A 25,224-nucleotide genomic window follows, 5' to 3' on the forward strand; every position below is an offset into this window, starting at 1 on the left:
TGGTGGACATGGCACACGACGACCTGACCCCCGCCCCGCAGGTGGGGCCGCTGTTCACCGAGACCGACCTGTGGGACGCCGCCGACCTGGACCTGGACGCCTACCGCGAGCGCACCGGCCTGCCCGCGGGCCTCGCACCCACCGCGGAGACGCTGCGCGCGGTCCAGCGCGCGCACCTGGCGTCGATCCCCTTCGAGAACGTCGAACTCGTCCTGGGCCGCCCCGTCCCGCTGGACGTGCCCGCGCTGGTGGACAAGATGGTCCGCCACCGGCGCGGCGGCTACTGCTACGAGCAGAACCTGCTGCTGGCCTCGGTCCTGTCCCGGCTGGGCTTCGCCGTCACCGGGTTCGCGGCGCGCGTGGTGGTGGGCGCGAACGGGCACGTGCGACCCGCGACGCACGCCCTGCTGCGGGTGGAGACCGAGAAGGGCCCCTACCTGGCCGACGTCGGCTTCGGCGGGGGCGGGCTGCTGGAGCCGATCCCGTTCGCGGACGGGCACCAGGAGGCGCAGGGCGGCTGGGGCGTGCGGCTGGACCGGGTGGAGGGCCTGGGCGGCCCGGAGTGGCTGCTGCGCACGTTCGACGGCCGGGAGTGGGCGCCGCAGTTCGCCTTCACCACGGCGGGGCAGGCGCGGACGGACTACGCGATCTTCAGCCACTACCTGACCTCGCACCCGCGCTCGCCGTTCCTGGGCAGGCTGACCGCGCAGCGCATCGGTCCGGGTACGCAGTACAAGCTGATGAACACCACGCTGTTCACCGCGCACCCGGACGGGACCGGGGGTCAGGACGAGATCCCGGCGCGGGACGTGCCGCGGGTGCTGGAGGAGGTCTTCGGCATCGGGCTGGACGAACGGGAACGGGAGATCGTGGTGGGCCGGGTGTCCGAATTCATCAATATGTGATCTGAGTCACTTTACTGGTGGACGGGAACATCACCGTCCACCGGGAAGGGCGAAGTCACCGGGGATGTCGATTCCGGAGGGAAGTCGCGAACGCGACCCTTGTCCGCATCCGCTCACCTTTCCGGCCGTTCGACACGTTCGCCGCGCCGGAGAGCGGGGGAGGACAGGGTAGGCACACGCCCCGCGCGGGGCGTTGGCCGCCCTGAGGGAGAGCAGCCCATGGCGCACATGACCACGGACGACGTCCACGAGTACATCAACGGGGTCTGTTTCAAGACCGGCCCTCCAGGCAAGGTCGGAGCCGAGACCGAGTGGCTGGTCACCGACACCGCCGCACCCGACACCACCGTCACCATCGACCGCCTCGCGGCGCTGCTGGAGGGCTCCGGCCCCCCGCCCGCGGGAAGCCGCGTCACCTTCGAACCCGGCGGCCAGATCGAGCTCAGCTCGCCCGCCCTGCCCGGCCCGGCCCGAGCGCACGAAGCGCTCGCCGCGGACCTGGAGCACCTCGCCAAGACCCTCGCCCAGGACGGCCTGTGCCTGGTCGAGTCCGCGCTGGACCCCGTGCGCACGCCGCCCCGGCAGCTCCGGCTGCCCCGCTACGAGGCCATGCACCGGTTCTTCGCCGGGCGCCGCACCTTTGGCGGGCACACCATGATGTGCGCGACCGCCTCGCTCCAGGTGTGCCTGGACGCCGGGGCCGACGCCGCCGACCTGCGCGAACGCTGGGAGTTCGCGCACCGCCTCGGCCCCGTCCTGGTCGCCGCGTTCGCCAACTCCCCGCTCTGGCGCGGCCGCCCCACCGGCTGGAAGTCCACCCGCTGGGCCATCTGGGCCGGCATGGACGCCGACCGCACCGCGCCCGTCCTGGAGCCCGGCGGCCCCGCCGACCCGGCCGACGCCTGGGCCGCCTACGCCCTGGACGCCGCCGTCATGGCCGTCCCCGAGGTCCCCGGGGGCGGTGGAACCTGGCGGGCCGACCCCGGCATCACCCTCGCCGAGTGGGTCGCCGGGCACGGCCCGCGCCCCGTCACCCCCGACGACCTCGAACTGCACCTGAGCACCCTCTTCCCGCCGGTGCGCCCCCGCGGCTGGTGGGAGCTGCGCATGATCGACACCCTGCCGCTGCGCTGGTGGCCGGTCCCCGTCGCGGTCGCCGCCGCCCTCTTCGACGACCCGCGCGCCCGCGCCACCGCCGAGGAGGCCACCGAGCGGCTCAGCGGCGGCCCCGTCCCCGACCGGCGGCTGTGGCTGCGCGCGGCCCGCGACGGCATGGGCGACCCGGACGTCGCCGCCTGCGCCCGCCGCTGCCTCGACGCCGCGATCGACGCCCTGCCCCGCATGGGCGCGACCCGCCTGGCCTTCCTCGTCGACGACTACGCCGACCGCCACACCCGGCGCGGGCTCAGCCCCGCCGACACGCGGTCGAGCGTGCCCGCGCCGCGCCCCGCCCACGCGGGGGCGGCCGACCGCCACTCGGACCACGGTGGAGGAGTTCGGTGAACACGGTGAACAACGGACAGGACATCTCCCAGGGCGCCTCCCGGGGCATCTCCAAGGAGCGCATCGCCGCGGAGCTCGACCGCGGCAGGCGGCGCAGCCTCGGCCTCACCCTGGACGCCCTCGACGACGAGGAGCTGCTCGCCCAGCACTCGCCGCTGATGTCGCCGCTGGTCTGGGACCTGGCGCACATCGGCAACTACGAGGAGCAGTGGCTGCTGCGGGCCGCCGCCGGGCGCGAGGCCCTGCGCCCCGACATCGACCACCTCTACGACGCCTTCGAGAACCCCCGCGCCGAACGCATCACCCTGCCGCTGCTGCGCCCGCGGGAGGCCCGCGACTACAACGACCGGGTCCGCCGCGAGGTCCTGGACGCCCTGGACGGCGTCGACCTCACCGTGCCCGCCCCGCGGCCCCCCGACGACCCCCACGCACCGCCCGGGCCGCCCGGCCTGCTGGACGCCGGGTTCGTCTACCACATGGTCATCCAGCACGAGCACCAGCACGACGAGACCATGCTCGCCACCCACCAGCTGCGCCGGGGCGCCCCCGTGCTGCTGGAGGAGACCCCGCACGTCGCACCCCTGCGCCCGCCCGCCGAGGCCGAGGCCCTGGTCCCCGCCGGGCCCTTCACCATGGGCACCGACGACGACCCCTGGGCCTACGACAACGAGAAGCCCTCCGCCACCGTCGACCTGCCCGCCTACTTCATCGACACCGCGCCCGTCACCAACGCCGCCTACCGGGAGTTCATGGACGACGGCGGCTACCAGACCCGCCGCTGGTGGAGCCCCGACGGCTGGGAGTGGAAGGAGAAGCGCGGGGCGGTCTCGCCCGCCTTCTGGGACCGCGAGGGGCAGGAGTGGTCCCGGCGCCGCTTCGGCCGCCGCGAGCTGGTGCCGCCCGACGAGCCGGTCCAGCACGTCAACTTCCACGAGGCGCAGGCCTACGCCGCGTGGGCGGGCAAGCGGCTGCCCACCGAGGCCGAGTGGGAGAAGGCCGCCCGCCTCGACCCGGCCACCGGCCGTTCGCGCCGCCACCCCTGGGGCGACGAGGAGCCCGCCGCCCGCCACGCCAACCTCGGCCAGCGCAGGCTCGGCCCCGCCACCGTGGGCCGCCACCCCGACGGGGCGTCCCCGCTGGGCGTGCACCAGCTCATCGGCGACGTGTGGGAGTGGACCTCCACCACCTTCCACGGCTACCCGGGGTTCCGCGCCTTCCCGTACCGCGAGTACTCCGAGGTGTTCTTCGACTCCGGCTACAAGGTGCTGCGCGGCGGCTCGTGGGCCACCCACCCCACGGCCGTCCGCTCCACCTTCCGCAACTGGGACCTGCCGATCCGGCGGCAGATCTTCAGCGGCTTCCGCTGCGCCCGCGACGCGGAGCCCGCCTGATGTGCCGCCACCTGGCCTACCTGGGGCCGCCGCGCACACTGTACGACCTGCTGTACGCGGCGCCCCACTCCCTGCACGTCCAGTCCTGGGCGCCCCGCCTGCAAAGGCACGGCACGGTCAACGCCGACGGGTTCGGGGTGGGCTGGTACCCCGACGACACCCCCGAACCCCTGCGCTACCGGCGCGCCCTGCCCATGTGGGGCGACGCCTCCTTCGCCGAGGCGGCCCGCGGCCTGGCCTCGGGGTGCGTGCTGGCGGCGGTGCGCGACGCCACCGTCGGGTTCGGCACCGACGAGGCGAGCACCCAGCCCTTCCGCGCCGGGCGGCTGCTGTTCAGCCACAACGGCGCGGTCAAGGACGACGACGCCCTGGTGGCGGCGCTGCCGCCGCCCCCCGGGGCGCTGGACGCCCGCGCCCCGGTGGACTCCGCGCCGCTGTTCGGGCACGCGGTGCGCCTGTGGCGGGCCTCCGGCGACCTGCCCGGCGCGCTGGCCGCCGTGGTCCGCCACGCCCGCGAGCACTCCGAGGGGCGCTACAACCTGCTGGCGACCGACGGCGAGACCCTCGTGGGCACCGCCGCCGGGGACACCCTGTTCACCCTGCGGGAGCCCGGGGGAGGCGTCGTGCTGGCCTCGGAGCCCTACGACGACGCCCCGGGCTGGCGGGAGGTGCCCGAGGGGTCCGTGGCCGTGGCCGCGGCGGAGCGCACCGAGATCCACCCCATCGTCTGACCCGGCCGACCTGTACGAGCCGCCCGACCGAGGAGTCGCCGTGTTCCGCATCGACCGCAACCTGACCGCCGACGACCTGGACAAGGCCCTGCGCAAGGACGTCGCCGAGGGGCTCTCGTCCGTCCCCAAACAGCTGCCGCCCAAATGGTTCTACGACGAACGCGGCAGCGCCCTGTTCGAGGACATCACCGAGCTCCCCGAGTACTACCCCACCCGGGCCGAGCGGGCCATCCTGGAGGAACGCTCCGACGAGATCGCCGACGCCGCCGACGCCGAGGCGCTCATCGAACTGGGCTCGGGGTCGGGCGTCAAGACCCGGCTGCTGCTGAACGCCATGCGCCGCCACGGCACCCTGGCCCGGTTCGTCCCCGTCGACGTCAGCGGCGAGTTTCTGGCCGCCTCCGCGCGCCGGGTCGCCGACGACTACCCGGACCTGGACGTGCACGCCGTCGTCGGCGACTTCGAGCACCACCTGGGCCTGCTGCCGGTGCGCGAGGACGGCGGGCGCCAGACCGTCGCCGTGCTGGGCTCGACCATCGGCAACCAGGAGCCCGCGCCCCGGGCGGGGTTCCTGCGCGACATCCGGGCGGTGCTGCGCCCGGGCGACACCTTCCTGCTCGGCGCGGACCTGGTCAAGGACCCCGGCCGGCTGGTCGCGGCCTACGACGACGACCAGGGGGTGACCGCCGAGTTCGACCGCAACGTCCTGAGCGTGATCAATCGGGAGCTGGGGGCCGACTTCGACCCGACGGAGTACGAGCACGTCGCCCGCTGGAACGAGAAGGAGGAGTGGATCGAGATGCGGCTGCGCTCGCGGGTGGACCAGCACGTGCGGGTGGCGGCCCTGGACCTGGACGTCGACTTCGCGGCGGGGGAGGAGATGCGCACCGAGATCTCGGCCAAGTTCCGCAAGGAGGGGCTGGAACGGGAGCTGGAGGAGGCCGGGTTCGAGCTGACGCACTGGTGGACCGACCCGGACGGGGACTTCTCGCTGAGCCTGTCGGCGGCGAAGTGACCTCGCCGGTTCAGAGGGACGTGAACTGCCCGACCAGGGTGCCGACCAGGTAGGTGACCAGCATCGCGAAGGAGCCGCCCACCACGCACCGCAGCGCCGCCCGCCCCGGCAGGGCCCCGCCCATGCGGGCGCTCACCGCGCCCAGCGTCCCCGTGGCCACCAGCACCGCCGCCACTGTCACCGGCAGCCGCCAGGCGTCGGAGCTGAGCAGCATCGCCGTCAGCGGCACCAGCGCGCCCAGCACGAAGGAGAACAGGCTCGCGAACGCCGCCTGCCACGGGTCCACCCGGTAGCGGTTGAGCCCCAGCTCCACCTCGGCGTGCGCGCGCAGCGCGTCGTGCTCGGTCAGCTCCCGGGCCACCCGGTGCGACAGCTCCTCGCTCAGCCCCCGCTCGCGGTACAGCCCGGCGAGCTCCTCCAGCTCGCCCTGCGGGTCGTCGGCCAGCTCCCGCCTCTCCCGGGCCAGGGCGGCCCGCTCGGTGTCGCGCTGGGTGCTCACCGACACGTACTCGCCCGCCGCCATCGACAGCGCCCCGGCCAGGGTGCCCGCGATCCCCGCCACCAGCAGGGCCTCACGGTGCGGGGTGGCGCCCGCCACACCCACCACCAGGCCCGCGGTGGAGACGATGCCGTCGTTGGCGCCCAGCACCGTCGCGCGCAGCCCGTTCAGCAGGGAGCCCAGGCGGTGCTGGGAGCCGTGCGCGCCGCCTGTGTCGCTTTGGTCCGCCATGGGCCGATCGTCGCACGCGGCCGGTCCCGGCCCAGGTCGCACCACGCCGGACCGCGCCGATCCGCTACGCTCGTGCCGTGTTCAAGGTCGGAGTTTTCGGCGCCGAAGGGCGCATGGGGTCAGAGGTCGTCAACGCGGTCCGGGGGGCCGACGACATGGAGTTCGTCGGCGGCGCGGACGCCGGCGAGGACCGGGAGCGGGTGCTGGGGGCCGACTACGTCGTCGACTTCACCCACCCCGACGTCGTCATGGACAACCTGGAGTGGCTGATCGGCCACGGCATCCACGCCGTCGTCGGCACCAGCGGGTTCGACGAGGAGAAGCTGAACCGGGTGCGCGAGCTGCTCGCCGCCAAGCCCGGCGCGAAGGTGCTCATCGCGCCCAACTTCGGCATCGCCGCGGTGCTGATGATGCACTTCGCCGCCAAGGCCGCGCCCTACTTCGAGTCGACCGAGATCATCGAGCTGCACCACCCCAACAAGGCGGACGCCCCCAGCGGCACCGCCTACCACACCGCCGAGCTGGTCGCGCAGGCCCGCCGGGCGGCCGGGGTGGGCCCGATGCCCGACGCCACCACCGCCGAGATCCCCGGCGCCCGCGGCGCCGACGTGGACGGGGTGCGGGTGCACGCGCTGCGCATCCAGGGGCTGATCGCCCACCAGGAGGTCGTGTTCGGCACGGACGGTGAGACCCTGAAGATCCGCCACGACTCCATGAACCGGGCCTCGTTCATGCCCGGCGTGCTGCTGGGCGTGCGCAGGGTCGCCGACCTGCCCGACCCGCTGACGGTGGGCCTGGAGCCCCTGCTCGACCTGGGCTGAGCCGTCGTTACTCCCGCCCCGGGCCGCCGCGTCGCGGCCCGGGGCGTTCGTGCGTCCGGGCTCAGGGGGCGTCCACGACGGGCGCCGTGATGTCCTTCACCGGGGCCTCGATCCCCTCGACCGGCGCCTCGATGTCCTCGACCGGTGCCGTGACGTCCTCCACGGGCGCGGTGGCCACCGGGGCCGTGTTGACCGGCGGAACGTACGTCCTCGGTTCGTCCGGGACGCCGCCGGGGTCGCTCAGGGCGAAGAGGACGGCGTGGGTGATGACGAGCACCACGACGACGAAGGGGCCGATCAGCAGGATCATGCAGCAGTTGACGAGGCGGGCGGGGTCCGTTCCGCCCTGCGTCCGCTCCTCAGACAACGGGGACCCCGGGGAACGTCCCGCCCAGGACCAGCCGCACGTCGATCGCGTCCATGCCCTCCGGCGGGGCCGCGAAGGTGGCGCTGAGCACCAGCACGTCGCCCTGCAACAGGTACACCTCCTCGGCCCGCGAACAGACGCACACCCCGTCCCCGTCCCGGGCCACCCGGTGGACCCTCCCGTTCTCGGTGTCGACCAGCTCGCTATCCTCCAGCCACCCCGCCAGGTCCGCCGCGTGCACGCCGCTCTCGCCGACGACGTGGACCGCCACGGTGAGGTCGGCCAGCTCGCCGCCGGTCCGCCGCACCGGGCCGACGACCACCACGCTCTCGACACCCCCGACCCGGACCGTGTGGGAGGGCAGGTCGGTCTCCCCGGCCCCGTCGGACGGGGGCGGGGCCGGGGAGGAGGCCTGGGGGACGCCGCCGCGGCCCAGGGAGGTCTCGTCCGCGCCGGGGGCGTCGGCGGGGTTGCCGGGGCTCGACGAGCACGCGGCCAGGATCAGCGTCAGCGCGGCGGCGGTCAGCGCCGCGGCGGTTCTGCGGGGGGTCGCCATGCCCCGAACCTAGGCGGCGGCGGGTCTCCGGCCGGTCACACCCCGCCTACGAATCCGCCCCTGTCCGCACCCGGCCACCCGGGCACCGGGCCATCCGGCCACCGGACTCACCCCAGCAGCAGAGCCACCGACAGCAGGGCGCCGAACGCCATCTGGAGCCGGCCGGTCTCGCCCAGCCCCAGCACCAGGTCGCGGCCGGTCTGGCCGCCCAGCACCCGGCGCAGCGGCGGCACCGCCAGCGGGGCCGCCAGCAGCACCAGCGGCACCCACCAGGACACCGCCACCAGCGGCAGGGCCACCACGAACGCCGCGACGACCATCCCCGCGTACAGCCGCCGCGTCCCGGCGTCGCCCAGCCGCACCGCCAGCGTGATCTTGCCGGTCTCCCGGTCGGTGGGGATGTCCCGCAGGTTGTTGATCACCAGCACCGCGCAGGACAGCAGCCCCACCGGCACCGAGGCGACCCACGCCTGCCAGGGCGCGGCCTCCAGCTGCACGAACACGGTGCCCACCACGGCCACCACGCCGAAGAACACGAACACCGACACCTCGCCCAGGCCCCGGTACCCGTACGGGGTGCGCCCGCCGGTGTAGTACCAGGCGGCGCCGATCGCCACCGCGCCCACCAGCAGCAGCCACCACGACGTGGTCACCACCAGCACCAGGCCCACCAGGCCCGCGAACGCGAAGCTGCCCAGCGCCGCCGCCAGCACCTGTTCGGGCGCGGCCAGCCCGGTCGCCGTCAGCCGGGTGGGCCCGGTCCGCTCCGCCGTGTCGGTGCCCTTGACGCCGTCGCTGTAGTCGTTGGCGAAGTTCACCCCCACCTGGAGGGCCATCGACACCACCAGCGCCAGCAGTGCCTTCCACCACACGAACCCGTCCAGGGCGAAGGCCAGCGCGGTACCGACCGCCACCGGGACGATCGAGTTGGGAAGCGTCCGGGGGCGCATCCCCGAGATCCATTCGCTGACCGTGGCCACTGCCGGGTTCCTCCACCGCTCGACGGCCGGCGCGCGTCGCGCCGCTACGACCTCCCCACGGTAGTGCCTGCCCGCCGGGCCGGCGCACCCGCCCCGGGGCCGCGGCCGCGCCGCCCCGGGGCCGGGGCTACCGCGAGGCGCCGGCGGGGTTCTGGAGGCCCGAAGCGGACGTCCGGGGAACGAGGACGGCCGCGTAGGGCCGCTGTGCTTCCTGAAACCCATTCCCGCCTTCTAGGGGCGCCGAGCACGGCAAGGGGAAAGGCTGTCGGCCGTAGGCCGTCCGTTGAGGACCTTCTGACTCTTGACGGGCGGGTGGAGCGGAGGGCCGAAGCAGGCGCTAGATGGCGGCGTGCAGGCGCACCATCACCAGCTCCGTGCCCAGGTCGAGCGTCCGGCGGGCGCCGTCGGGCGCCCAGCCGGAGGACTCGAAGAACGTCCGCAGCGCGTTGCCGGCCTCGGGCACCCACACGTGCACGGTGGTGAACCCGTCCTCCACCAGGTGGTCCACGGTCGCGTTCAGCAGGCGGCCGCCGTGCCCCCGCCGGGTCAGCGCCGGGTCCACGTGCAGGGCGAAGACCTCCGCGTCGGTGGCGGGCCACAGGTCGGGGTCGCCCGCCGGGCCGAACGCGGCGAAGCCCACCACCGTGCGCGCCCCGTCGTTCTCGTCGGTGGCCACCACCAGCCGGTGCTTGGAGGTGGGCGGCGACTCCAGTGCCGTCGACCACTGCGCGTGGAACTCCTTGCGCGCCTCCGCGCCGCCGAGCTCGGCGACCACCGCCTCGGGCACCAGGCCCCCGTACACCTCCCGCCAGGAGGACACCTGCAGGTCCACCACGGTGCCGATATCGGCGGAACGGGCGGGACGGACGAACTGGGCACCGGACACGATCAGGCCTCCTGGGGGAGTCATCGACACGAGTGGGCCCACGCCGGAGTTTTGGGACCTTGCCACGGCGTGGGAACATCTACGTTGTGAGCTTCATTATCAGAGTCATCGTGAACGCGCTCGCCCTGTGGCTGGCGGCCTACCTGGTCAGCGGCATCGTCGTCGACACCACGGACACGACGGAGACGATCCTCGTCTTCCTGGGACTGGGACTGATCTTCGGTCTCGTCAACGCCGTCATCAAACCGATCGTCAAAACGGTCGGCTGCCTCTTCTACGCGCTGACCCTGGGGCTCATCGGCCTCGTCGTCAACGCTCTGCTGTTCCTGCTCACCGAGTGGATCGCCGGGCTCTTCGGACTGCCCTTCGAGATCGACGGCTTCTGGCCCGCCTTCTGGGGCGCGATCATCGTCTCGGTCGTCAGCTGGCTGGCCAGCCTCTTCCTGCCGGACGGCAAGGACGACTGACCGCAACGCGGCCGCGGCCCCTTCCGCACCGATCCGCCCGCCCCGAATCCGCGGGTTCCCGCCCGTGTCCCGGCCCGATGGCCGGGACGCGGTGCGGGTAGGTTCACATGCGAGCCCCTCCCTCGACCCACGAGGACGGGGCCGACCCCGGTCCCGGCACCGGCGTCCGCACGGACGCCGTCCGGACACGACCGGCACAGGCTTCTCCGCGACCGCCCCCGTCGGACCCCGCAGTGGTCCGACCCGGCCCCGGTCACGGAACGCGGACACACGGCTCCGCACCTTCCATCCGTACGCCACACCACCGGTCCCGCCCCGCGCGGCGGGACCGCACACACCGAGAGGAGGAGGGGCAACCATGGACCCCACCGCCCCACGGCGGCGGTCCGCATGCCTTTCACACACGATGGTGGACACGAAGAACCGCCCCTTCGGCGCGATGTTGACCGCAATGGTCACACCCATGCTGGACAACGGGGACATCGACTACGACGGGGCCGCCCGGCTGGCGACCTACCTGGTCGATGAGCAGCGCAACGACGGCCTGATCGTCAGCGGCACCACGGGCGAGTCGCCCACGACCAGCGACGACGAGAAGGAGCGCCTGCTCCGCACGATCGTCGAGGCCGTCGGCGACCGCGCCAAGATCGTCGCCGGTGTCGGCACCAACGACACCCGCCACAGCATCGAGCTCGCCAAGACCGCCCAGAGCGCCGGCGCGCACGGCCTGCTGACGGTCACCCCGTACTACAACAAGCCGCCGCAGGAGGGCCTGATCAGGCACTTCACGGCGATCGCCGACGCCACCGACCTGCCGGTCATGCTCTACGACATCCCCGGCCGCACCGGGGTGCCCATCGCCTCCGAGACCCTGGTCCGGCTGGCCGAGCACCCGCGCATCGTCGCCAACAAGGACGCCAAGGACGACATCGGCGCCAGCTCCTGGGTCATGGAGCGCACCGGCCTCGCCTACTACTGCGGCAGCGACATGCTCAACCTGCCGCTGCTGTCGGTGGGCGCCTCCGGCTTCGTCAGTGTCGTCGGCCACATCGTCGGCTCCGACCTGCACGAGCTGATCGACGCCTACGAGGCGGGCGAGGTCACGCAGGCGCTGGCCATCCACCGCCGCCTCACCCCGGTCTACACCGGCATGTTCCGCACCCAGGGCGTCATCACCACCAAGGCGATCCTCAACCTGTTCGGCCTGCCCGCCGGACCGGTCCGGGCGCCGCTCACCGACGCCTCGGTGGAACTCCAGACCCTGCTGCGCGAGGACCTGGCCGCCGCCGGGGTGAAGGGCCCCATCGGCCTCGCCCCGCACCAGGCCGTCCCGGCCAGCGCCATCCCCGTCGAACGCCTCACGGAGGGTTCCGTATGAGCCACCCGCACCCCGAGCTGAGCTCGCCCCCGCCCCAGGGCGACGGCGTCCTGCGCGTCGTCCCGCTGGGCGGCCTGGGCGAGATCGGCCGCAACATGACGGTCTTCGAGTTCGGCGGAAAGATCCTCATCGTCGACTGCGGCGTGCTCTTCCCCGAGGAGGAGCAGCCCGGCGTCGACCTGATCCTGCCGGACTTCGACTACATCCGGGACCGCCTGGACGACATCGAGGCGATCGTCCTCACCCACGGCCACGAGGACCACATCGGCGGCGTGCCGTTCCTGCTGCGCGAGCGGCCCGACATCCCGATCGTCGGCTCCCGGCTCACGCTCGCGCTCATCTCCGCCAAGCTCGGCGAGCACCGCATCAAGCCCGAAGTGGTCCAGGTGGAGGAGGGCGAACGGCGCGACTTCGGCCCGTTCGACCTGGAGTTCTTCGCGGTCAACCACTCCATCCCCGACGCGCTGGCCGTCGGCATCCGCACCCCCGGCGGGTCGGTGCTGCACACCGGCGACTTCAAGATGGACCAGCTGCCGCTGGACGGCCGCCTCACCGACCTGGCCGGGTTCGCCCGGTTCGGCGACGAGGGCGTCGACCTGCTGCTGTCGGACTCCACCAACGCCGAGCAGCCCGGCTTCATCATCAACGAGCGCAACCTGACCGAGGCCATCGACAAGGTGTTCCGGCAGGCCGACAAGCGCATCGTGGTGGCCTGTTTCGCCTCGCACGTGCACCGGGTCCAGCAGGTCATCGACTCCGCCACCAAGCACGGCCGCAAGGTCGCGTTCGTGGGCCGGTCGATGGTCCGCAACATGAACATCGCCCGCGACCTGGGCTACCTGAGCATCCCCGGCGACACCATCATCGACGTGCGCCAGCTCGACGACCTGCCGGCCGACAGGGCGGTGCTGATCTGCACCGGCTCCCAGGGCGAGCCGATGTCGGCGCTGAGCCGGATGGCCAACCGGGACCACCAGATCCGCATCGAGGAGGGCGACACCGTCCTGCTGGCGTCCTCGCTCATCCCCGGCAACGAGAACTCGGTCAACCGGGTCATCAACGGCCTGACCCGCTGGGGCGCCAAGGTCGTGCACAAGGGCAACGCCCTGGTGCACGTGTCCGGGCACGCCCCCGCCGGCGAGCTGCTGTACGTGCTGAACATGGTGCGCCCGCGCAACTTCATGCCGGTGCACGGCGAGTGGCGGCACATGCGCGCCCACGCCGACCTGGCCAAGCTGACCGGGGTGCCCGCGGACCGGATCGTCATCGCCGAGGACGGCGTGGTCGTCGACCTGTACAAGAACCGCGCCAAGATCGTCGGCGCCGTACAGGCCGGGTACGTGTACGTGGACGGCTCCTCGGTCGGCGACGTCACCGACGCCGCGCTCAAGGACCGCCGCATCCTCGGCGAGGAGGGCTTCATCTCCGTCGTCGTGGCCGTGGACTCGGGCAGCGGCAAGATCCTGGGCGAGCCGGAGATCCACACCCGGGGCGCGGGCATCGGCGCGGACGCCTTCGACGACGTCATCGACAAGATCCAGGACGCCCTGGACAAGGCGGCCCGGGACGGGGTCAACGACCCCCACCAGCTGCGCCAGCTCATCCGGCGCAGCACCGGCCGGTGGGTCAACGACACCTACCGCCGCCGACCGATGATCATCCCGGTCCTGGTCGAGGTCTGACCGGGAGCGGTACCCGAAAGCGCGCCGAACGGCCCGGGGGGACCCGGGCCGTTCGGCGTTCCCGCGACACGCCGTGCCGGGTACGGGGCCCGGGGGTGGACGACTCGATAGGCTGCCCGCCGTGGCGGGAGAGTGCGCCCGCCCGTCGTGACCGTTCCCCTGCACGGAGGTGACCCCCGATGGCCCCGCGCGCCTCCTCAGGCGGATCCGGGCGCAAGAAGCCCGCGGCCCGCAGACCCGCGGCCAAGCGGATGCCCGACGGGCCCATCGCGTTCGCGGTCACCATGTTCGGCCAGTTCCTGCTGGTGCTGTGGAAGCTCGTCGCGCACACCGTCGGCGGGGCGGCCCGCGCCGTGGGCCGCAGCGCCCGCGACCTGGACCCGGACCTGCGCCGGGACGGGGCGGGCCTGCTGCTGCTGGCGGCCGGGGTGCTGGTCGCCGCCGCCGTGTGGTGGGAGAGCGCCGGGCCGCTGCCGGAGTACACCCGCCTGGTGGTGGTCGGCGCGTTCGGGACGTTCTCGCCGATCCTGCCGCTGCTGTTCCTGCCGCTGGCGATCCGCCTGATGCGCACCCCGGGCGCGTCCCGGGAGGGCGACGCCGGGCGGCTGTTCATCGGCACCAGCGCGATCCTGCTGGGGCTGCTGGGCCTGATCCACATCGCCAACGGCATCCCGCAACCCTCCGAGGGGCTGGAGGCGCTCCAGGACGCGGGCGGGCTCATCGGGTTCGTCGCCTCCGGGCCGCTCAGCGCCGTCATCACCCCCTGGCTGACCGGGGTCCTGCTGGCGCTGGTGCTGGTGTTCGGCATCCTCGTGGTCACCTCCACGCCCATCCGGCGCATCCCCGAGCGGTTGCAGACGCTGTTCGGCGCCCTGATGGAACGCGACGCCGGCCCGGACGCGGGGATCGGCATCCTGGGCGCCGAGCGGGAGGCCAAGCCAGCCCGCAAGCGCCGCTCCCGCAAGAAGGCGGAGGAGGCGGCCGCCGCCGAGACCGTCGCGGGCGACCACGAACGCCCCTACGACAGCCCCGTCGTGCCCGAGGAGCCCATCGCCCCGGCGCTCACCGACGAGGAGGAGGCGGCGGCGCAGGCCGCGGCGGCCGCCAGGGACGCCAAGGGCGGCAGGAAGGGCCGCAAGAAGCTCCCCGTCCCCGACCCCACCCCGGCGCCCGCCGTCACCGAGCAGCTCGCCATCCCGTCCCGGGTGGTGGAGGGAGACTACGAGCTGCCGCCGCCGGTCATGCTCAAGCCGGGCAGCCCGGTCAAGCCGCGCACCAAGGCCAACGACGACGTGGTGGACGCGCTCACCGGGGTGCTCACCCAGTTCGGCATCGACGCCGAGGTCACCGGGTTCACCCGCGGGCCCACGGTCACCCGCTACGAGATCGAGCTGGGCCCGGCCGTCAAGGTCGAGAAGGTCACCGCGCTCACCAAGAACATCTCCCTGGCGGTCAAGAGCGCCGACGTGCGCATCCAGTCGCCGATCCCGGGCAAGTCCGCGATCGGCGTGGAGATCCCCAACACCGACAAGGACATCGTGAGCCTGGGCGACGTGCTCGGCTCCCCGGCGGCCACCTCCGACGACCACCCCATGCTGGTGGGGCTGGGCAAGGACGTGGAGGGCAACAACGTCGTCGCGAACCTGGCGAAGATGCCGCACGTGCTGGTCGCCGGCGCCACCGGCGCCGGCAAGTCCACGTGCATCAACGGGCTGATCACCTCGCTGATGATGCGGGCCGCGCCCGACGAGGTGCGGATGATCCTGGTCGACCCCAAGCGGGTCGAGCTGACCATGTACGAGGGCATCCCGCACCTGATCACGCCGATCATCACCAACCCCAAGCGGGCCGCGGAGGCGTTGCAGTGGGTGGTGGGGGAGATGGACCGCCGCTACGACGACCTCGCGGCGTCCGGCTACCGGCACATCGACGACTTCAACGCCGCCGTCCGCACCGGGGAGCTCACCGCTCCCCTGGGCAGCGAGCGCGTGTACGAGCCCTACCCGTACCTGCTGGTGATCGTCGACGAGCTGGCCGACCTGATGATGGTCGCCCCGCGCGACGTCGAGGACTCCGTCGTGCGCATCACCCAGCTGGCCCGCGCCGCCGGCATCCACCTGGTGCTGGCCACCCAGCGGCCCAGCGTGGACGTGGTCACCGGCCTGATCAAGGCGAACGTGCCCTCGCGGCTGGCGTTCGCCACCTCCAGCCTCGCCGACAGCCGGGTCATCCTCGACCAGCCCGGCGCGGAGAAGCTGGTGGGCAAGGGCGACGCGCTGTTCCTGCCGATGGGCGCGGGCAAGCCGATCCGGTTGCAGAACGCCTGGGTCTCCGAGAAGGAGATCCGGGCGATCGTCGACCACTGCAAGAAGCAGGCCGAGCCCAGCTACCGCGAGGACGTGGCGGTCGCCGACACCAAGAAGAAGGAGATCGACGAGGAGATCGGCGACGACCTGGACCTGCTGTTGCAGGCCGTCGAACTGGTGGTCACCACCCAGTTCGGGTCGACCTCGATGCTCCAGCGCAAGCTGCGCGTCGGCTTCGCCAAGGCGGGCCGCCTGATGGACCTCATGGAGAGCCGCGACGTGGTCGGCCCCAGCGAGGGCTCCAAGGCCCGCGACGTGCTGGTCACCCCCGACGACCTCCCCGCCGTCCTCACCGACATCCGCGGCGGCTAGTGCTCTTTTCCGGCCTCCGCTCCTCCCGCCCGTCGAGAATCAGAAGGTCCTCGACGGACGGCCCACGGCCGACGGTCCTCCTCCTCGAAGACGTCCGCTCCAGGCCTCCAGAACCCCGCCGGCGCCCTCACCCCCGGCGGGTCGCGAAGTGGTCCAGGGCGGCGCGGAGCAGGGCGGTGTCCAGGGCCAGGCCGTCCAGGGCGGCCTCGGCGCGGTCGCGGTGCCCGGCGAGCAGGCGCGCGGCGGTGGCGCGGCCGTGGGCGGCGGCCAGGGTGGGCCGGTCGGCGCCGGGTCCGGCCAGCAGGTCGGCGCGCAGGCGCAGCACGATCCCGGAGTGGTGGGCGTAGGCGGTCAGCAGGTCCACCTCGTGGTCGGGCAGGCCCAGCAGGATCGCGGTCGGGGCCAGGGCCGCCTCGATCTCCGTCGAGGCGGTCAGCGTGTAGACCTCCAGGAAGCCCGCCGCGTCGGCGGGCTCCTCGCCGCGGGCCAGCAGCCGGTCCAGGTAGCGGCCCCGGCACAGGCGCTCGGGGCCCAGCAGCGTGCCCATCCGGGCCATCGCCCCCACCACCCGCTCGGGCGGGTGGGTGGCGGCCAGCCGGGTCATCAGCCCGTAGCCGCCCGAGACCAGCGCGATCCCGGCCAGGTGGGAGGCGCGTTCGTCGAAGGCCAGGCTGCCGGTGTGGAACAGCTCCACCGCCGCCACCAGCGGCGCCAGCGGCTCGGGGTCCACCGCAGCGCCCTCGACCAGCATCAGCGCCAGCGCCGGGCGCAGCGGCCCCTCCGGGCCGCCCGGGGAGCGGGACAGCACCCCGCGCGGGCCGCGGGCGTCGTTGCCCGCGGCGTGCCGGGCCAGGGCGGCGTCCACGAACACGGACCGGTCGGCGGCGAACGTGCGCGGGTCGGTGGCCCGCGGCGGCCGGGGCCGCCCGCGTTCTGGGCCCGGGGACCCGGTCGGCAGGGGGCGGCGCGGCGGCCGGGCGGCCGAGCGCAGCAGCGCCTCGATCTCCGGCGTGACCCGGTGCACCTCCAGCAGCTCCTCCACCCGCCCGCCCCGCCGGGCCAGGTGGTCGGCCAGCCGGCCGGCGCCGTGCCGGGCCAGGGCGTCGGCCACCTCCGCGTCGCCGCCGAACACCGTCGCGACCAGGTGCGCCTCGGCGGCGAACAGGTCGTGCAGCGGATCGCCGTCCAGGTCCTGCGGGGCCAGGGTGAACGTGGTGAGGCGGCCGGTCACCGCGTCCCGCACCCGGTTGAGCAGGTCGTGCCGGAACCGGGTGGCCAGCGCCGCCGCCAGGTGCGGGCCCAGCAGGTCCGCCGGTGGGTTGCGGCGGCCCAGCAGGGTGGCCGCGATCGCGCCCGCCCCGGTCTCCAGCACCGCGTCGGCCAGCAGGGCGTCCCCGCCGTCGCGGACCGCGTCCTCGCGGGTGCGCCGCTCGGCCCGGGCGCGGGCCAGGTACATGACCTCGGTGGCCCGGTACAGGGCCCGGTGGCCGGCGAAGGGGAACCCGTCCAGCAGCAGCACGTGGGCGGTGTGCAGCTCCTCGGCCAGCGGGTCGTCGGGGACCCCCGCGGCGGGCTCGGACTCGGTCAGCAGGTGCGGCAGCAGCCGGTGGTGGGCGTTGTGCCGGGCGTGCGCGGGCAGGTCGATGACCGCCTGGGCGACGGCCAGGGCGTACGCGCCGGGCACGACCCGCCGCAGGTGCGCCGCCGCGGTGTCGTCGTCCTCGCCCAGGGTGTCGTGGGAGGCGACGGCCAGCACCCCGCCGATGGTCCGGGCGGCCCGGTCCATGGCCCCGGCGGCGACGGCCTCCTCGGGCAGCGCGGCGTAGAGCCGGGTCATCCGCTCGCGCAGCGTGCCCAGGCCGGGGATCCGCTGGAGGGAGGCGCTGAAGCGGACCCGCTCCAGGGCGGTGCCGACGCCGTCGACCGGGACCGGGACGGCGGGCCGGGGCAGCCGGCGCGGGTCGGCGGTGAGCCGGTCCAGGGCCTCGGGGGAGGGGATCTCGCCCAGGGCGAGCGCGTGGCGGCGCAGGGCGCGCCGGCGCAGCCGCGCCCGCTCGGCGGCGCGGGCGGCCTCGGGGGCCAGGCCGCGGCGCAGCCGGTGCAGCAGGGTGCGGCGTTCGAGGACCTCGGGCAGGTGGGAGGACCACCGGTACACGTGCGCGGCGACGTCGTCGGCGTGGGCGCCGCTCCAGGAGCGGAAGGCGTCGAGGGCGGCGCGGGCCGCGCCGACCGGTGCGTCGCCGTCGAGTCCGGCGGCGGAGAAGTCATGCTGGGGCATCGGCTGAGTCTCGGGGTGGGGAGCGGGGGGTGGTGCCGGGGAGGGTGGGGCCAGGGTGATCCAAGATCATCGTAGACACGGCCCCGGAACAAGGGGATGACCGTATCCGGTCGAAAAATCTGGCCGTAATTCTGTCCGATTTGGCGGGATCTTTGGGGCTTCATGGCGTGTGGTGGCCTGCGTGTCGCGCGCCAAGGACGGCAGAGTGGACTCCGTCAGATACATACAGTCGCGAGGGGAGTGCGTATGGCGACGATCGGACACACCTTGTCCGCCGCCCGCGTCGCGGCGGGTTTCACGGTCGCCGACCTCAGCGCCCGTACACGCATCCGGGAACCGGTCCTCCGGGCGATCGAAGAGGAGGACTTCGTCCCCTGCGGCGGGGACTTCTACGCGCGCGGCCACATCCGGGGCCTGTGCCGGGCCCTGCGCCTGGACCCGGCACCGCTGCTGGAGGAGTTCGACCGCGAGCACGCCGGCCGCCGCGGCTCGGTGTTCGTCCCCCCGCCCCGCCACCCGGCCGCCGTGCCCGCCGCGGCCCGGGCCGCGGCGGGCACCGGGGACGCGCCGGGGGAGGGCGAGGAGCCGCCGATGGCCGGTCCGGCCGTCATCGGGGAGGGCACCGAACCCGGTGCCGGGACCGAGCGCTGGAACCACTTCGAACGGGGCGACCACCTGCGCGGCAGGGTACGGGGCACCCGGCCGCGGCGCCGGGGCCGCGCCCCCGCCGCACCCGCGGCACCCGCCGCGGGCGCACCGGCGGGCACCGCGGTCGGGGAGAAGGAGGCGGCGGCCGCCGCCGTCCCCGCACCCCGCAGACCGCGCAACGGCGAGGACCGGCCCGCGGGCAGGCGGCGCAGGCCCCGCAACGGGGAGGACCGGCCCGCGGCCCGCCCCGCACCCCGCCCACCGGTCACCCGCACCCGCAGCCGCCGCTCCGAGGCCGTCCGCAGGCACTGGCCCTGGGCCCTGGTCGCCCTCCTGGTCGTCCTGAGCGTCGTCATCGGCGTGCGGACCTGGCAGGACTGGGACGGCGACTCGCTGCGCACCGCCTTCGAGGGGGCCGGCAGCGGCACCGTCGACTCCGCCGTCCTGCCCGAGGCCCCGGGCGCGGAGGAGGGCGCCGGCAAGCACAGGGGCGGGGACGACCCCGCCACCGCCGAGAAGAAGGCCGAGACCGGCGAGATCACCGTCGAGCTCACCGCGTCCGCGCGCACCTGGGTCAAGGTCACCGACGCCGGGGGCGAGAACCTCTTCACCGGGTTCCTCACCGCCGGCGACGCGCAGGACTACGTGACGGACGACACCCTGACCCTCTGGCTGGGCAACGCCGGGGGCGTCGAGGTCGCCGTCAACGGCGAGGACCTCGGCTCCGTCGGACGCAGCGGAGAGGTCAAGGAGGTGGTCGTCGGGGCCGACGGCTTCGACGGCTGACTCCACGCCCGATCCCGCACCCGCCCCGGCCAGGGATGATCCCGGCCGGGGTTCGGGCGGGTGGGCCGGTGCGGGTAATGTTGAGGGCTGCGGGCGACGTTCGTCGCACCGCGCCGCGGGGCACCGGGACCACCCGGTCCGTCCCCCGCGATCACTCGAAACGCTCTCCCACACGCTTGGAAGCCATGTCACCGCGCCGTACTGTCTCACTGGTCACCCTGGGGTGTGCGCGTAACGAGGTCGACTCCGAAGAGCTGGCCGGACGCCTGTCCGCGGGCGGCTGGGAGCTGGTCGACGGCGACGCCAAGGCCGACGTCACCCTCGTCAACACCTGCGGGTTCATCGACGCCGCCAAACAGGACTCCATCGAGACCCTGCTGGAGGCCGCCGAGAACGGCGGCCGGGTCGTCGCCGCCGGGTGCATGGCCGAACGCTACGGGTCCGAGCTCGCCGACGCGCTCCCCGAGGCCCAGGTCATCGGGTTCGACGACTACGCGGCCATCACCGACCGCCTCGACGACGTGCTCGAAGGCCGCGCCCTGGTCCCGCACAGCCCGCGCGACCGGCGCACCCTGCTGCCCATCAGCCCGGCCGAGCGCGGCGCCTCCGACGTCCACATCCCCGGCCACGGCGCGTTCGCCGACGCCGCCGGGGCCGCCGGGACCGAGCTGCCCTACCGCTCCGCGATCCCGCGCCGCCGCCTGACCGGCGGCCCGGTGGCCAACCTCAAGATCGCCTCCGGCTGCGACCGCCGCTGCACCTTCTGCGCCATCCCGACCTTCCGCGGCGCCTACATCTCCCGGCAGCCCGACGAGATCGTGCGCGAGGCGCAGTGGCTGGCCTCCGAGGGCGTGCGCGAGGTGTTCCTGGTCAGCGAGAACTCCACCTCCTACGGCAAGGACCTGGGCGACGTGCGCGCGCTGGAGAAGCTGCTGCCGCGCCTGGCCGAGGTCCAGGGCCTGGACCGGGTCCGGGTCAGCTACCTCCAGCCCGCCGAGGTCCGCCCCGGGCTGGTGGACGTGCTCACCGGCACCCCCGGCGTGGTGCCCTACTTCGACCTGTCGTTCCAGCACGCCAGCGGCACCCTGCTGCGCCGCATGCGCCGGTTCGGCGACCGCGAGCGCTTCCTGGAGCTGCTGGACACCGTGCGCTCCCGGGTGCCGGAGGCGGGCGCCCGCTCCAACTTCATCGTCGGGTTCCCCGGGGAGACCGAGGCCGAGTTCGAGGACCTGGTCGCCTTCCTGGAGTCGGCCCGCCTGGACGCCATCGGCGTCTTCGGCTACTCCGACGAGGACGGCACCGAGGCCAAGGACCACCCGGACAAGGTGGCCGAGGAGGTCGTCGCCGAGCGCGTGGACCGCCTCAACCGCCTCTCCGAGGAGCTGATGGCCCAGCGCGCCGAGGAGCGCCTGGGCGAGGAGGTCACCGTCCTGGTCGAGGCCGTGCTGGAGGACGGGGCCTACGAGGGCCGCTCCGAACACCAGGCCCCCGAGGTCGACGGAAGCACCATCCTCTACGGTGAGGGACTGGCCGTGGGCGATCTGGCCCGGGCCACCGTGGTCCAGACCGTCGGCGCGGACCTGGTCGCCGAGCAGGACGAGGAAGCCGGGGAAGCCGGAGACAGATGAGCACCCACGACGCGGCGACGCCCGCCCCCCACGTTCCGCTGTGGAACATCGCGAACATCCTGACCATGAGCCGTCTGGTCATGGTCCCGGTCTTCGTGTGGTTCATGTTCCTGGACGGCACCTGGTGGCGCCTGGCCGCCTTCGCCGTCTTCGTGCTCGCGGCCGTCACCGACCGCATCGACGGTGAGCTGGCCCGCCGCCGCGGGCTGGTCACCGACTTCGGCAAGATCGTCGACCCCATCGCGGACAAGGCCCTCACCGGGGCCGCCCTGGTGGTGCTGTCGATCCAGGGCGACCTGTGGTGGTGGGTGACCATCGCCATCCTGGCCCGCGAGTGGGGCGTCACCCTGCTGCGCTTCGCGGTGCTGCGCTACGTGGTCATGCCGGCGAGCAAGGGCGGCAAGCTCAAGACGGTGCTCCAGATCGTCGCGATCAGCATCTACCTGTTCCCGCTGTCGATCCTGCCGTTCAGCGACGTGTTCACGTGGATCGCCCACGTGGTCATGGCCGCCGCCCTGGCGATCACCCTGTGGACCGGCGTCACCTACGTCCTGGACGCGATCCGGGCGGTGCGCGCCGGAAAGCGGGAGAACGCGGGGTGAGCCCGGTCCCCGAGCCCACCGCGGAGGTGGCGATGCTGGCCGAGCGGGTGCACCGGCACCTCAGGGAGCGCGGGCTGACCTGCGCCACGGCCGAGTCGCTCACCGGCGGGCTCATCGGCGCCCACCTGACCGGGGTGCCGGGCAGCTCCGCCACCTACCGGGGCGGGGTGGTGACCTACGCCACCGAGACCAAGGCGTCCCTGCTGGGCGTCCCCGAGGACCTGCTGGCCGCCGAGGGCGCCGTCCACCCCGACGTCGCCAGGGCCATGGCCGCGGGGGTCCGGCGCCTGCTGGGCGCCGACTTCGGGCTGTCGGTGACCGGCGTCGCCGGGCCCGAGCCCCAGGACGGGCGGCCCGTCGGGACCGTGTACGCGGGCGTGGCCGGACCAGGCGGGAATGCACAGGTGCTGCTTTTTCGTTTCACCGGTGATCGTTCGGGTATCCGATACCGCACGGTCGAAGGTGCACTGGAGCTCCTGGACTCCGCCGTCCGCGGCGACGTGGCGGGGAACACCCGGCTCTGAACCCCCGGTCCGGTTCCTTCTCCCGTGGCAGGGAACAAAACCCTGTCAAGAGGCGGTTCCCCCTCCAGCGAACAGGCCGACAAGAGGTGCCCGAATCGGGCGTGGGGCAGGTACGGTGTTGTATATGAAGGTCGCTACCGGTGGGAGGGAGCGCGAATGATGGTCCTGCTTCGTCACCTACTTGGTGACGTGCTCAGGCGGCTGCGACAGCGCCAGGGCCGCACCCTCCGCGAGGTGTCGGCCGATGCACGCGTCTCCCTCGGCTACCTGTCGGAGGTCGAGCGCGGGCAGAAGGAAGCATCTTCCGAACTGCTCTCGTCGATCTGCGGGGCCCTCGGGGTCCCGCTCTCGCAGGTACTGAGAGAGGTTTCCGACCAGCTCGCGCTGGTCGAGCTGCAAGAGGCGGCGCTGCTGGAGGACGCGGTCACGACCGACCCCGTCCCCGCGCAGGAGCTCGGCATCGGACCGGTTCCGGATCGCGTTCCCCACGTACCCGACATGGTGGGGGTCTGAGACCCGCACCCGACGTCCGTCCAGGACAACCACACCGTCCTCCTCGGGGGACACCGGATTCACGAGAGGAGCCGACCGACGGTCGGCTCCTCTCGCGTATGCATGGAACTCACTATAAGTGATCGAATGGTGGCTACCGGTGGGTATGGTTGACCCAGGCCTCCGGATCCTCCGCGAGTGTGCGGACCTGCTCCGGCAGCTCGTTGGTGGCCAGGTGCTGGAGGTTGACCCCCTCCAGGATGGCGCGCTCGCTGGCGCGCAGGGCGATCCACACCTGCTGGAGGCTGCGGGCCGCACCGTCGTAGTCGACGTGCTCGGGGCGTTCCCCGCGCACGTTGGCCAGCGGTCCGTCGACCGCGCGGATGATGTCGGCGAGCGAGATCTCCGCCGCCGGACGGGCCAGCCAGTAACCGCCCACCGGACCGCGCTGGCTGCGCACCAGACCGGCCCGGCGTAGCTGGGTGAGGATGTTCTCAAGGAATTTTCCGGGGATGGCCTGCGCTCGCGCGAGCTGCTCGGCCGTCACCGGTCCTTCGCTGGCGACAGCGAGTTCCGCTGCGGCGCGCAGCGCGTAATCGACCCGGGCTGAAAGGCGCATGCTGTGATTATGCCGTGGTTAGAAGGGCGAATGGGGCACCGGGCGTCCGCGCGTGCGCCGACGGTCCGGGATGCTGCGTGATCAAGGGTACTTCTCCTACCGGGTTTCGGGGACATGGGTGACGATCCGCCCGGAGGGCGTACCCCAGGGTGCCCCGCGCGGGGGCGTCCGTCAACGAAGCGGCCCGGGCCGGCCCTGGGCGGCCGCGGCCGGGGTCGGGATCGAAAGGGCGCCCCACGCTGGGTGTTCCTCAACGAGGCGACCCGGACCGGTCATGGCTCCGGCCCGGGTCGGGATCGAAAAGCTGTGCTTGCTTCGGCCCTTCCGGCGCCCTGGTGTGGCGCGTGGCCGCTTGTGGCCGCGGCTACGCGTGGTGGGCGGCCGGGGCGGGGGCGGCGCCGAGGAGTTCGGCGGCGCTGCGGCCGTTGACGTGGGCGGCGCCGTAGGTGCTCACGTAGGCGCCGCAGGAGGGCTGCCAGATGGGCAGGCCCATCTCGACCACCACGGCGCCTGGGAAGGCTCCCAGGAGGCGCTCGACGAGCGCGCGGGCCTCGGGGTAGCGGTGCGCGTCGCGGACCACCACGACCAGGTCGCGGCCCTGCGCGGCGGCGATGATCCGCTCGGCGTGGGCGATGTCGGGGGAGACCCGCTCGGTGCCCGGGAACCACGAGGACAGGCCCCAGTGCACCTCGCCCACGGCCATGCCGGCGGGCGCGTCGACCTCGACCACGTACGGGGACTCCAGCGCGGGCAGCTCGCCGGTCACCCGGACCGCCCGGCGGGCGCCGGACAGGCCCACCTCGGCCGACTCGGCGGCGGCGGTGCGGCGCTCGGCGGTGTCGCGGATCCAGGCGCGCAGGCGCAGGTTGCGGTCGGCGGCCTCTTCGAGGCGCTCGCCCGGCAGCCGCCCGTCGCGCACGGCCTCCACCAGCGCGGTGCGGATCGCCGCCACCTGGTCGGCGTAGACGAACCGGCCCAGGCACAGCAGGTCGCAGCCGGCGGCCACGGCCAGCACGCTGGCCTCGGGGATGCCGATCCTCCCGCTGACGCCGTGCATGTCCATGGCGTCGCTGACGATGACGCCCTCGAAGCCCAGCTCGCCGCGGAGCAGGTCGTTGAGCACCTTGGGGGCCAGCGTCGCCGGACCCGTCACGCCCAGCCCGGACATCTCGATGTGCGCGGTCAGGACCGCCTGCACCCCGGCGTCGACCGCGGCCCGGAACGGCGCCAGCTCGCGCCGGTACAGCACCTCCGGGTCGGCCTCCACCTGCGGCAGCGTGTGGTGGGAGTCCTGGGAGGTGGCCCCGTGCCCGGGGAAGTGCTTGGCGCAGGCGGCGACCCCCGCCTCCTGGAGCCCCTGCACCGCAGCGGCCCCGTGCCGGGCCACCAGGGCGGCGTCGGAGCCGAAGGAGCGGGTGCCGATGACCGGGTTGTCGTCGGCGACGTTGACGTCCACCGACGGGGCCAGGTCCATGTTGAAGCCCAGCTGGGCGAGGCGGCCGCCGAGCGACCGCAGGGTGGCCCGGGTCAGCTCGGGGTCGTCCACGGCGCCCAGGG

Annotated in this window: 23 protein-coding genes; 15 read left to right on the forward strand and 8 right to left on the reverse strand. The window is 73.7% G+C overall.

The annotated features are described in order from the left end of the window. Window positions 1–8: 8 nt before the first annotated feature. The 5 genes from ACJOT3_RS01255 (at window position 9) to egtD (ending at window position 5,545) form a co-directional block, all read left to right on the forward strand. Window positions 9–905: an arylamine N-acetyltransferase family protein gene (locus tag ACJOT3_RS01255; RefSeq protein WP_406967816.1), complete on the forward strand. Its 897-nt coding sequence runs from the start codon at window positions 9–11 to the stop codon at window positions 903–905. Between the two features lie 219 nt (window positions 906–1,124). Further along, a complete protein-coding gene (egtA, locus tag ACJOT3_RS01260) occupies window positions 1,125–2,408 on the forward strand; it encodes an ergothioneine biosynthesis glutamate--cysteine ligase EgtA (RefSeq protein ID WP_406967818.1) in 1,284 nt (427 codons plus the stop codon). 5 nt (window positions 2,409–2,413) lie between these two features. After that, the gene (gene egtB, locus ACJOT3_RS01265) at window positions 2,414–3,799 is read left to right on the forward strand and encodes an ergothioneine biosynthesis protein EgtB (protein ID WP_406967820.1); all 1,386 of its coding nucleotides are present in this window, start codon (window positions 2,414–2,416) and stop codon (window positions 3,797–3,799) included. Further along, on the forward strand, window positions 3,799–4,530 hold the full coding sequence (egtC, locus tag ACJOT3_RS01270; RefSeq protein ID WP_406967822.1) for an ergothioneine biosynthesis protein EgtC: 732 nt from the start codon (window positions 3,799–3,801) through the stop codon (window positions 4,528–4,530). The genes egtB and egtC overlap by 1 nt, the downstream gene beginning before the upstream one ends. 40 nt (window positions 4,531–4,570) lie before the next feature. Beyond that, window positions 4,571–5,545, forward strand: coding sequence for an L-histidine N(alpha)-methyltransferase (gene egtD, locus ACJOT3_RS01275; protein ID WP_406967824.1), 975 nt, complete (start codon window positions 4,571–4,573; stop codon window positions 5,543–5,545). A 10-nt stretch (window positions 5,546–5,555) separates the two neighbouring features. On the opposite strand, the gene ACJOT3_RS01280 is transcribed toward egtD, so the two are convergent. After that, on the reverse strand, window positions 5,556–6,275 hold the full coding sequence (locus ACJOT3_RS01280) for a VIT1/CCC1 transporter family protein (protein WP_406967826.1): 720 nt from the start codon (window positions 6,273–6,275) through the stop codon (window positions 5,556–5,558). A 77-nt stretch (window positions 6,276–6,352) separates the two neighbouring features. Between ACJOT3_RS01280 and dapB the strand changes: the two genes are divergently transcribed. After that, window positions 6,353–7,096: a 4-hydroxy-tetrahydrodipicolinate reductase gene (gene dapB, locus ACJOT3_RS01285; RefSeq protein ID WP_406967828.1), complete on the forward strand. Its 744-nt coding sequence runs from the start codon at window positions 6,353–6,355 to the stop codon at window positions 7,094–7,096. 61 nt (window positions 7,097–7,157) lie between these two features. On the opposite strand, the gene ACJOT3_RS01290 is transcribed toward dapB, so the two are convergent. The 4 genes from ACJOT3_RS01290 to ACJOT3_RS01305 form a co-directional block, all read right to left on the reverse strand. Further along, window positions 7,158–7,463, reverse strand: a complete 306-nt coding sequence (locus ACJOT3_RS01290; RefSeq protein ID WP_406967830.1) for a hypothetical protein — start codon at window positions 7,461–7,463, stop codon at window positions 7,158–7,160. After that, a complete protein-coding gene (locus tag ACJOT3_RS01295; RefSeq protein WP_406967832.1) occupies window positions 7,456–8,019 on the reverse strand; it encodes a hypothetical protein in 564 nt (187 codons plus the stop codon). Before ACJOT3_RS01295 ends, ACJOT3_RS01290 begins: the two co-directional genes overlap by 8 nt. 107 nt (window positions 8,020–8,126) lie before the next feature. Further along, window positions 8,127–8,999: a 1,4-dihydroxy-2-naphthoate polyprenyltransferase gene (locus tag ACJOT3_RS01300; protein ID WP_406967834.1), complete on the reverse strand. Its 873-nt coding sequence runs from the start codon at window positions 8,997–8,999 to the stop codon at window positions 8,127–8,129. Window positions 9,000–9,336: 337 nt separating this feature from the next. Beyond that, the gene (locus ACJOT3_RS01305; protein ID WP_406967836.1) at window positions 9,337–9,885 is read right to left on the reverse strand and encodes a GNAT family N-acetyltransferase; all 549 of its coding nucleotides are present in this window, start codon (window positions 9,883–9,885) and stop codon (window positions 9,337–9,339) included. 86 nt (window positions 9,886–9,971) lie between these two features. Here ACJOT3_RS01305 and ACJOT3_RS01310 point away from each other — a divergent pair, with 86 nt between their 5' ends. The 4 genes from ACJOT3_RS01310 to ACJOT3_RS01325 all read left to right on the forward strand — a co-directional run bounded on the left by ACJOT3_RS01310 (window position 9,972) and on the right by ACJOT3_RS01325 (window position 16,090). Further along, entirely contained in the window at window positions 9,972–10,352 is a 381-nt protein-coding gene (locus ACJOT3_RS01310; RefSeq protein ID WP_406967838.1) for a phage holin family protein, read from the forward strand. A gap of 406 nt (window positions 10,353–10,758) precedes the next feature. Next, window positions 10,759–11,730, forward strand: coding sequence for a 4-hydroxy-tetrahydrodipicolinate synthase (gene dapA, locus ACJOT3_RS01315; protein WP_406967840.1), 972 nt, complete (start codon window positions 10,759–10,761; stop codon window positions 11,728–11,730). Further along, complete coding sequence (locus ACJOT3_RS01320; protein ID WP_406967842.1) at window positions 11,727–13,412, forward strand: ribonuclease J; 1,686 nt, start codon at window positions 11,727–11,729, stop codon at window positions 13,410–13,412. The genes dapA and ACJOT3_RS01320 overlap by 4 nt, the downstream gene beginning before the upstream one ends. A 179-nt stretch (window positions 13,413–13,591) precedes the next feature. Continuing rightward, on the forward strand, window positions 13,592–16,090 hold the full coding sequence (locus ACJOT3_RS01325) for a DNA translocase FtsK (RefSeq protein ID WP_406967844.1): 2,499 nt from the start codon (window positions 13,592–13,594) through the stop codon (window positions 16,088–16,090). 127 nt (window positions 16,091–16,217) lie between these two features. Here ACJOT3_RS01325 and ACJOT3_RS01330 read toward each other — a convergent pair whose 3' ends face one another. Next, window positions 16,218–18,368, reverse strand: a complete 2,151-nt coding sequence (locus ACJOT3_RS01330) for a hypothetical protein (protein WP_406967846.1) — start codon at window positions 18,366–18,368, stop codon at window positions 16,218–16,220. Between the two features lie 246 nt (window positions 18,369–18,614). Between ACJOT3_RS01330 and ACJOT3_RS01335 the strand changes: the two genes are divergently transcribed. The 5 genes from ACJOT3_RS01335 (at window position 18,615) to ACJOT3_RS01355 (ending at window position 23,069) form a co-directional block, all read left to right on the forward strand. Beyond that, window positions 18,615–19,802 (forward strand): helix-turn-helix domain-containing protein, encoded by a 1,188-nt coding sequence (locus tag ACJOT3_RS01335; protein ID WP_406967848.1) that lies wholly within the window; start codon window positions 18,615–18,617, stop codon window positions 19,800–19,802. 185 nt (window positions 19,803–19,987) lie between these two features. Next, window positions 19,988–21,430 (forward strand): 30S ribosomal protein S12 methylthiotransferase RimO, encoded by a 1,443-nt coding sequence (rimO, locus tag ACJOT3_RS01340; RefSeq protein ID WP_406967850.1) that lies wholly within the window; start codon window positions 19,988–19,990, stop codon window positions 21,428–21,430. Continuing rightward, window positions 21,427–22,032, forward strand: a complete 606-nt coding sequence (gene pgsA, locus ACJOT3_RS01345; RefSeq protein ID WP_406967852.1) for a CDP-diacylglycerol--glycerol-3-phosphate 3-phosphatidyltransferase — start codon at window positions 21,427–21,429, stop codon at window positions 22,030–22,032. The genes rimO and pgsA overlap by 4 nt, the downstream gene beginning before the upstream one ends. 32 nt (window positions 22,033–22,064) lie before the next feature. Then, window positions 22,065–22,556 carry a CinA family protein gene (locus ACJOT3_RS01350; RefSeq protein WP_406967860.1) on the forward strand — a complete coding sequence of 164 codons (492 nt, stop codon included), beginning with the start codon at window positions 22,065–22,067 and terminating at the stop codon, window positions 22,554–22,556. A 156-nt stretch (window positions 22,557–22,712) separates the two neighbouring features. Next, window positions 22,713–23,069 (forward strand): helix-turn-helix domain-containing protein, encoded by a 357-nt coding sequence (locus tag ACJOT3_RS01355; protein ID WP_406967854.1) that lies wholly within the window; start codon window positions 22,713–22,715, stop codon window positions 23,067–23,069. Between the two features lie 133 nt (window positions 23,070–23,202). Here ACJOT3_RS01355 and ACJOT3_RS01360 read toward each other — a convergent pair whose 3' ends face one another. Continuing rightward, window positions 23,203–23,667 carry an RrF2 family transcriptional regulator gene (locus tag ACJOT3_RS01360; protein WP_220562685.1) on the reverse strand — a complete coding sequence of 155 codons (465 nt, stop codon included), beginning with the start codon at window positions 23,665–23,667 and terminating at the stop codon, window positions 23,203–23,205. A 364-nt stretch (window positions 23,668–24,031) separates the two neighbouring features. Then, a partial coding sequence (locus tag ACJOT3_RS01365) for a glycoside hydrolase family 3 protein (RefSeq protein WP_406967856.1) occupies window positions 24,032–25,224 on the reverse strand: 1,193 nt, incomplete at its 5' end.

The sequence above is a fragment of the Nocardiopsis protaetiae genome, assembly GCF_045446735.1.
In the GTDB taxonomy this organism is placed as follows: domain Bacteria; phylum Actinomycetota; class Actinomycetes; order Streptosporangiales; family Streptosporangiaceae; genus Nocardiopsis; species Nocardiopsis protaetiae.